The 8,297-nt window shown below is 41.2% G+C and carries 7 protein-coding genes, 1 tRNA gene and 1 pseudogene; all 9 read left to right on the top strand.

The features are described from left to right. Nucleotides 1-65, top strand: a pseudogene (locus ACFIK8_RS06125) (elongation factor Tu); the annotation flags it as partial. 47 nt (nucleotides 66-112) lie between these two features. Continuing rightward, a tRNA-Trp gene (locus tag ACFIK8_RS06120) sits at nucleotides 113-188 on the top strand. Between the two features lie 204 nt (nucleotides 189-392). Beyond that, nucleotides 393-605: a preprotein translocase subunit SecE gene (gene secE / locus ACFIK8_RS06115; protein ID WP_375636240.1), complete on the top strand. Its 213-nt coding sequence runs from the start codon at nucleotides 393-395 to the stop codon at nucleotides 603-605. A gap of 20 nt (nucleotides 606-625) precedes the next feature. Continuing rightward, nucleotides 626-1,156 carry a transcription termination/antitermination protein NusG gene (gene nusG / locus ACFIK8_RS06110; protein ID WP_375647382.1) on the top strand — a complete coding sequence of 177 codons (531 nt, stop codon included), beginning with the start codon at nucleotides 626-628 and terminating at the stop codon, nucleotides 1,154-1,156. A gap of 149 nt (nucleotides 1,157-1,305) precedes the next feature. Beyond that, entirely contained in the window at nucleotides 1,306-1,734 is a 429-nt protein-coding gene (gene rplK, locus ACFIK8_RS06105) for a 50S ribosomal protein L11 (protein ID WP_273723157.1), read from the top strand. 4 nt (nucleotides 1,735-1,738) lie between these two features. Beyond that, nucleotides 1,739-2,443, top strand: coding sequence for a 50S ribosomal protein L1 (gene rplA, locus ACFIK8_RS06100; protein WP_375636241.1), 705 nt, complete (start codon nucleotides 1,739-1,741; stop codon nucleotides 2,441-2,443). Nucleotides 2,444-2,800: 357 nt separating this feature from the next. Continuing rightward, a complete protein-coding gene (gene rplJ / locus ACFIK8_RS06095; protein WP_375636243.1) occupies nucleotides 2,801-3,319 on the top strand; it encodes a 50S ribosomal protein L10 in 519 nt (172 codons plus the stop codon). A gap of 101 nt (nucleotides 3,320-3,420) precedes the next feature. Continuing rightward, the gene (gene rplL, locus ACFIK8_RS06090) at nucleotides 3,421-3,792 is read left to right on the top strand and encodes a 50S ribosomal protein L7/L12 (RefSeq protein ID WP_012755028.1); all 372 of its coding nucleotides are present in this window, start codon (nucleotides 3,421-3,423) and stop codon (nucleotides 3,790-3,792) included. Nucleotides 3,793-4,083: 291 nt separating this feature from the next. Then, complete coding sequence (gene rpoB / locus ACFIK8_RS06085) at nucleotides 4,084-8,232, top strand: DNA-directed RNA polymerase subunit beta (protein WP_375636245.1); 4,149 nt, start codon at nucleotides 4,084-4,086, stop codon at nucleotides 8,230-8,232. Nucleotides 8,233-8,297 lie beyond the last annotated feature (65 nt).

Raw genomic sequence — 8,297 nt, 5'->3', positions numbered from 1 at the left:
GTTTTGCTATTCGTGAAGGTGGTCGTACTGTTGGTGCCGGTATCGTCTCTAAGATCATTGAATAAATAATGCTTGTTAAAGGGATGTTAAAAGTGTTTTAGTTTTGAGAGTTAGGGGTATAGCTCAGTTGGTAGAGCGGCGGTCTCCAAAACCGCAGGTCGCGGGTTCAAGTCCTGCTGCCCCTGCCAAAGGGGAATAGAATTTTACATATAAGGGAGTGGATTTTGCTGCCTTTTTCGCTTTTTTTGATATAGGGCTTGTTTTTTTGTGTATGAAACGGTATTGAATAAGAAGTGAGGAAATTGCATAAGTCTGAAAGTTGGCTTTTGCATTTCTTTCTGTTTATTTTTTTGTATAAAACACAATAGGGCTAGAGAGAGTATAGTGTGACGATGGCATCTAAAACCAATCCGATTACCTTTTTGAAGCAGGTTTATGCAGAAACAATTAAAGTGAAATGGCCTACACGTCGTGAGACGGTTATTTCTACTGTTATGGTTTTGTTGGTAACTGCGTTGGCTTCAGCTTTCTTTTTTATTGTGGATCAGGTTATGAATTTTGGTGTTTGGCGGGTTATTGATCTTCTGAAATATCTTTTTAGTTGAGAATGTAAGGAAGTGTGACTGTGGCAGCTCGTTGGTATATTGTTCAGGCATATTCAAATTTTGAAAAGAAAGTAGCGGAAGCTATTGATAAGGAAGCAAAGCAAAAAGGACTTGATCATCTTTTTGAAAAGATTTTTGTTCCAACAGAGCGTGTTGTAGAGGTTCGTCGTGGACGTAAAGTTGATGCTGAGCGGAAATTTTTTCCTGGTTATGTTCTTGTTCGTGCTGAGTTAACAGATGAAGTTTATCATCTTATTAAGAATACGCCTAAAGTGACAGGTTTTTTAGGATCGGATTCGCGTCCTGTTCCCATTTCTGATCGAGAGGTTGAGCAAATTCTCAAACAAGTTCAAGAAAGGGTTGAGTCTCCAAAGTCTTCTGTATTGTTTGAGGTTGGAGAGCAGGTTCGTGTTGCTGATGGTCCTTTTGTTTCGTTTAATGGAATTGTTCAAGAGGTTGAAGAAGAGCGCTCTCGTCTTAAGGTTGAAGTGCTTATTTTTGGGCGTCCTACGCCTGTTGATTTGGAATTTGGTCAGGTTGAAAAACTCTGATTAAACTTAGAGTAGTTTTAATTACTTTAAGGAAGGAGTGGGAGGTGATTTATGGCTTTTGTCGGCTTAATGATCCGAACCACGTGACTGCGGCGGGTAATGGGCAAGATAAATTGTCAGTATACCAGTGAAATTAAAGGCAGATTGTTATGGCAAAAAAAAGTATAGGTCAGCTTAAGTTGCAGGTTCCTGCAGGAGCTGCTACTCCATCTCCACCGATTGGTCCAGCTCTTGGGCAACGCGGTATTAATATCATGGAATTTTGTAAGGCGTTTAATGCAGCTACACAAGAAATGGAAAAGGGGGCACCGATTCCAGTTGTTATTACGTATTACCAAGATAAGTCTTTCACATTTTCTCTCAAGACGCCTCCTGTATCATTCTTTTTAAAGAAGGAAGCAAACCTGAAATCTGGTTCAAAAGAGCCTGGTAAAGTGTCTGTAGGAAGCATTTCTCGCGATAAAATTCGTTCGATTGCGGAATCAAAAATGAAAGATCTTAATGCGAATGACATTGAGGCAGCAATGCGTATGGTTGAAGGTTCTGCTCGCTCGATGGGCTTGGAAGTGGTGGGCTAATATTATGGCAAAAGTAGCAAAAAGAATAAAAAATATCCGAAAAGATATTGATTTTAATGAACTTTACGCTTTAAAAGATGCCGTTTCAATGGTTAAGGAGCGTGCAGTTGCTAAGTTTGATGAAACAATCGAAATTTCAATGAACTTGGGTGTTGATCCTCGTCATGCTGATCAAATGGTTCGAGGAGTTGCTCATTTGCCTAATGGAACAGGAAGAAATATTCGTGTTGCCGTTTTTGCTCGTGGGGATAAGGCTGAGGAAGCTAAGGCGGCAGGAGCTGATATTGTAGGGGCTGAAGATTTGTTTGAAAGCATTAATGGAGGGACTATAGACTTCGATCGTTGTATTGCAACACCAGACATGATGCCTCTTGTTGGTCGTCTTGGTAAGATTCTTGGTCCGCGGAGTTTGATGCCGAATCCGAAAGTTGGTACTGTAACACTTGATGTTGCCGGTGCTGTCAAAGCTTCTAAAGGTGGTGCTGTTGAGTTTCGTGTGGAAAAAGCTGGTATTGTGCATGCTGGTATTGGTAAGGCTTCTTTTGGTGTTGAAAAAATCGTAGAAAATATAAAGGCCTTTGCAAGTGCAGTTATTAAAGCCAAACCGCAAGGTGCAAAAGGTGAGTATATTAAGCGCGTTGCTGTTTCTTCGACTATGGGAATTGGTGTTAAAGTTGATCCAGCAACGGTTCGTTCAGAGCTAGTGTAAGCTGATTTATAATTTTATTTTGGGGTATGTGAATATCAAAATTGTATTTAAAATGCTGGTTTTGATCAGCATTTAGCTATCTAAGCTTTATAGGGCTTAGGTTATACCGGAAGAAATTCCGGAATATCCTGTCCGAGATTGTAGGTGATGCTTTTAAGTATCTTAATCAAAAAAACCTGCATGAGACTGGGGTAAAAACTGAGAGTTAAAAGACTTAAAGGGTTTGAGCCAAGGTTGCCTTTGATCGTTATGCGTGAAAAAGGGGACAGGATCCTCATCGGTGACATGAAGTATTTTATGTTATCAAAGGTAACCAACAGGTTTGTTTTAAGCAAATCTGTTAAATGGAGAGAGACAGTGAATAGAGCGGAGAAACGCGAATTTGTTACATGGCTTAACGAGGCTTTTCGAAAGTCTGGTTCTGTTGTTGTTGCACATTATTCCGGTCTGACAGTTTCACAGATGAATGATCTACGTTCGAAAATGGGTGAAGCTGGCGGTGCCGTTAAAGTCGCCAAAAACCGTCTTGCTAAAATCGCTCTTCAGGGCACGGAATCTGAATCGATAGTGGGTTTGTTTACTGGACAAACACTTATTGCTTATTCAGAAGATCCAATCACAGCACCGAAAGTTGCTGTTGATTTTGCGAAAAGCAATGACAAATTTGTCATCCTTGGCGGTTCAATGGGTGCAACAAGTTTAACTGTAGATGCTGTGAAGTCATTGGCTTCATTGCCTTCATTAAACGAGTTGCGTGCAAAACTTGTGGGTATGATTTCTACCCCTGCGACCCGTATTGCACAGGTTGTTAATGCTCCTGCTGGTCAGGTTGCACGTGTCATTGGAGCATATGCCCAGAAGGATAAGGCGGCTTAAGGCTGTTTGTATTCACGTTTATGGAAGGGCTTTAATGCTTTTCTGTTTTTTTGGATAAGATTTAATAATGGTTCAAATCTTTTAATTGAAGGAATTTAAAAATGGCTGATCTAGAGAAGATCGTAGAAGACCTTTCTAATCTAACCCTTTTGGAAGCCGCTGAGCTTTCTAAGTTACTTGAAGAGAAGTGGGGAGTTTCGGCTGCTGCTCCTGTAGCTGTCGCTGCTGTTGCTGGTGCTGCTGCTCCAGCTGCTGAAGAAAAAACAGAATTTGATGTTATTCTTGTTGAAGGTGGCGCGCAAAAAATTAATGTTATTAAGGAAGTTCGTGCTCTTACTGGACTTGGTCTTAAAGAAGCTAAAGATCTGGTTGAAGGGGCACCTAAGCCTATTAAAGAGGGTGCTTCTAAAGAAGAAGCAGAAAAAATTAAATCTCAACTTGAAGCTGCTGGTGCTAAAGTAGAACTTAAGTAAATTTAATTTTATCGGCGGGCATTTATGTTCGCCGATTTTCTTTCTCTTAATACAAAGAGGAAAAATAATGAGTAAAAAAACCTTTTCCCAACGGTTTCGTAACAATAATGGGATAGGTTTGCACTATCCGTCCCTTCATCATAGAGTCAAAAAGATAAATGGCTTATGTTGATGGGGAAAGTTAAAGATGCTCAATATTGAGTATCAAGTGAACTGGTCTGCATATGCAGGTTAATGATATAAGGCTTTCAAGGTTGGTCTACCTTGAAGAGTAAAGATCAAGGAGCGACGATGGCTCAGACTCACGCAATGATGTCTCAATTCAATGGTCGTAAGCGCGTACGCAAATTTTTTGGTAAGATTCCTGAAGTAGCAGAAATGCCGAATCTTATTGAGGTTCAAAAAGCGTCATACGATCAGTTTCTCATGGTTGAGGAACCGAAAGGTGGACGACCAGATGAAGGTTTGCAAGCTGTTTTTAAATCGGTTTTTCCTATTTCAGATTTTTCCGGTACAGCTATGCTTGAGTTTGTTGGTTATGAATTTGATTTACCGAAATTTGATGTTGAGGAGTGCCGTCAACGTGATTTAACTTATGCTGCCCCATTAAAGGTCATATTACGTTTGATTGTTTTTGATGTTGATGAGGATACTGGCTCCAAAGATATCAAAGACATTAAAGAGCAAGGCGTTTATATGGGCGATATGCCTTTAATGACGACGAATGGTACCTTTATTGTTAATGGTACGGAACGTGTTATTGTTTCGCAGATGCATCGTTCTCCTGGTGTCTTTTTTGACCATGATAAAGGAAAGTCCCATTCATCAGGAAAGCTTCTTTTTGCTGCTCGTGTTATTCCGTATCGTGGTTCTTGGCTTGATATTGAGTTTGATGCTAAGGACATCATTTATGCACGTATTGATCGACGGCGCAAGATTCCTGTTACTAGTCTTTTGATGGCACTGGGTATGGATGCGTCAGATATTTTATCGACGTTTTATGATAAAGTGCCTTATGAGCGTGATGGAGAAGGATGGCGAGTTCCTTATTCTGTTGATCGCTTTAAAGGAATGAAGCTCATTTCTGACCTTATAGATGCAGATAGTGGTGAAGTCGTCGCGGAGGCTGGTAAAAAATTAACAGTTCGTACTGCGAAGTCTTTGGCAGAAAAAGGACTTAAAGCGGTTAAAGTTAGTGAAGATGATTTATTAGGTTGTTATCTAGCCGAAGATATCGTCAATTACGAAACAGGTGAAATTTACCTTGAAGCTGGTGATGAAATTGACGAAAAAGTATTAAAAGTTTTGCTTGATGTTAGTGCTGATCAAATCAATATCCTTGATATTGATCACATGAATATTGGCGCTTATATCCGCAATACTTTAAAGGTGGATAAAAATGAAAGTCGGCAGGATGCGTTATTTGATATTTACCGAGTGATGCGTCCAGGTGAGCCCCCAACAATCGATACAGCAGAAGCAATGTTCCATTCATTGTTTTTTGATCCAGAGCGTTATGATCTTTCAGCCGTTGGGCGTGTTAAGATGAATTTGCGTATGGATCTTGATTGTCCAGATACAGTTCGCATTTTACGCCAAGAGGATATTCTCGCTGTTGTTAAGATGTTGGTTGAATTGCGTGATGGTCGTGGCGAAATTGATGATATTGATAATCTTGGCAACCGTCGCGTTCGTTCCGTTGGGGAGTTAATGGAAAATCAATATCGCATTGGTCTTCTTCGTATGGAGCGTGCGATAAAAGAGCGTATGTCATCGGTTGAAATTGATACAGTTATGCCACAGGATTTGATCAATGCAAAGCCTGCTGCAGCAGCAGTTCGTGAGTTTTTTGGGTCTTCGCAATTGTCGCAGTTTATGGATCAAACTAATCCATTGTCGGAGATTACCCATAAGCGCCGTCTTTCTGCTCTTGGTCCAGGTGGTTTGACTCGTGAACGTGCGGGTTTTGAAGTCCGTGACGTACATCCTACGCATTATGGTCGTATTTGTCCCATTGAAACACCAGAAGGCCCCAATATTGGTCTGATTAACTCCTTAGCAACATTTGCGCGAGTTAACAAATATGGCTTTATTGAAAGCCCATATCGAAAAATTGTTGATGGAAAAGTCACAAAAGAAGTTATTTATCTTTCAGCGATGGAAGAAGCAAAGCATTATGTCGCTCAAGCTAATTCGTCATTAGATAGTGAAGGTCGTTTTACAGAAGAGTTTGTTGTTTGCCGTCATGCTGGTGAAGTTTTAATGGCGCCGCGTGATCATGTTGATTTGATGGATGTTTCACCAAAACAGTTGGTTTCAGTTGCAGCAGCGCTTATTCCTTTTTTGGAAAATGATGATGCGAATCGTGCGCTTATGGGATCGAACATGCAGCGTCAGGCAGTTCCTCTTGTACGTGCTGAAGCGCCATTTGTTGGGACGGGAATGGAAGCCATTGTTGCGCGCGATTCAGGAGCTGCTGTGAGTGCAAAACGTAGTGGTGTTGTTGATCAAGTCGATGCTACCCGTATTGTTATCCGTGCAACAGAAGATTTAGATCCTTCAAAATCAGGCGTTGATATTTACCGCCTACAGAAATTTCAGCGTTCTAATCAGTCCACTTGTATTAATCAGCGTCCTCTTGTACATGTCGGTGATAGGGTAGAGAAAGGTGATATCATTGCAGATGGTCCATCCACGGATCTTGGTGATTTAGCTCTTGGGCGGAATGTTCTCGTAGCCTTTATGCCTTGGAATGGATACAATTATGAAGATTCTATTTTGTTATCCGAGCGCATTGTTGCTGATGATGTTTTTACTTCAATTCATATTGAGGAATTTGAAGTTGCAGCACGCGATACAAAACTTGGGCCTGAGGAAATTACGCGCGACATTCCTAATGTTGCGGAAGAAGCGTTAAGAAATCTTGATGAAGCTGGCATTATTTATATTGGTGCTGAAGTTCAACCAGGTGATATTTTAGTTGGAAAGATTACCCCAAAAGGTGAAAGTCCCATGACGCCGGAAGAAAAGCTTCTGCGTGCAATTTTTGGGGAAAAGGCATCCGATGTTCGTGATACTTCTATGCGTATGCCTCCTGGAACTTTTGGTACTGTTGTTGAAGTTCGCGTTTTTAATCGCCATGGCGTGGAAAAAGATGAACGTGCGATGGCAATTGAGCGTGAAGAAATTGAGCGTTTAGCAAAAGACCGTGATGATGAGCAGTCTATTCTTGATCGCAATGTTTATGCGCGCCTTACTGATATGTTGACAGGTAAAGTTGCTGTAGAAGGTCCGAAAGGCTTTTCGGGCAGCAAAAAGCTTGATAGTACAGTAATGGGGCATTATCCACGATCCCAGTGGTGGCAATTTGCTGTTGAGGATGAAAAGCTTCAAAATGAAATTGAAGCTTTGCGCAAGCAATATGATGAATCAAAAGAAGCATTACAACGTCGCTTTATGGATAAAGTTGAAAAGGTCCAAAGAGGTGATGAAATGCCTCCTGGTGTCATGAAAATGGTGAAGGTTTTTGTGGCTGTGAAGCGCAAAATCCAACCAGGTGATAAGATGGCAGGACGTCACGGGAATAAGGGTGTTGTTTCACGTATTCTTCCCGTAGAAGATATGCCATTTCTTGAAGATGGGACTCATGCTGATATCGTCTTGAATCCGCTTGGTGTGCCTAGTCGTATGAATGTTGGACAAATTCTTGAGACGCATCTTGGTTGGGCATGTGCGGGGATGGGCAAGAAGATTGGTGATTTGTTAGAATTGTATCAAGAGACTGGGGATATATTGCCGTTGCGTCAGCGTATTGAAAATCTTATGCCTGATGATAATCAAAATGAACCAGTCCGTCAGTATGATAATGAAAGCCTTTACAAATTGGCATTACAGATGAAGAAAGGGGTTTCAATTGCAACGCCTGTTTTTGATGGAGCACATGAGTCTGATATTAACATGATGCTGGAGGACGCAGGCTTAGATAGTTCAGGGCAGGTTACGCTTTATGATGGTCGTACTGGAGAGCCTTTTGATCGTCCAGTAACGGTAGGATATATTTACATGTTGAAATTGCATCACCTTGTTGATGATAAGATTCATGCACGTTCTATTGGTCCCTATTCACTTGTTACGCAGCAGCCATTAGGAGGTAAGGCACAGTTTGGTGGTCAGCGTTTTGGTGAAATGGAGGTTTGGGCACTTGAAGCTTATGGTGCTGCATATACTTTGCAGGAGATGCTAACAGTAAAATCAGATGATGTGGCTGGTCGAACGAAAGTCTATGAGGCAATTGTGCGTGGTGATGATACATTTGAGGCGGGTATACCCGAAAGCTTTAATGTGTTGGTAAAAGAAATGCGCTCACTTGCTCTTAATGTGGAGCTTGATGATGCGCGCGAATTTATTGCACAGCGGGCATTGTCTGATACAGCAGAATAATAATTCAAGGAGCGCAGTAGAAAAAGACTGCGCTCTGATTGCTTTAAGAGTTTCAATAACCTTAT

The organism is Bartonella sp. MR168JLCBS (genome assembly GCF_042194175.1).
The sequence above is the reverse complement of the archived record's forward strand: the minus strand, read 5'-3'. Positions and strand labels throughout refer to the sequence as shown.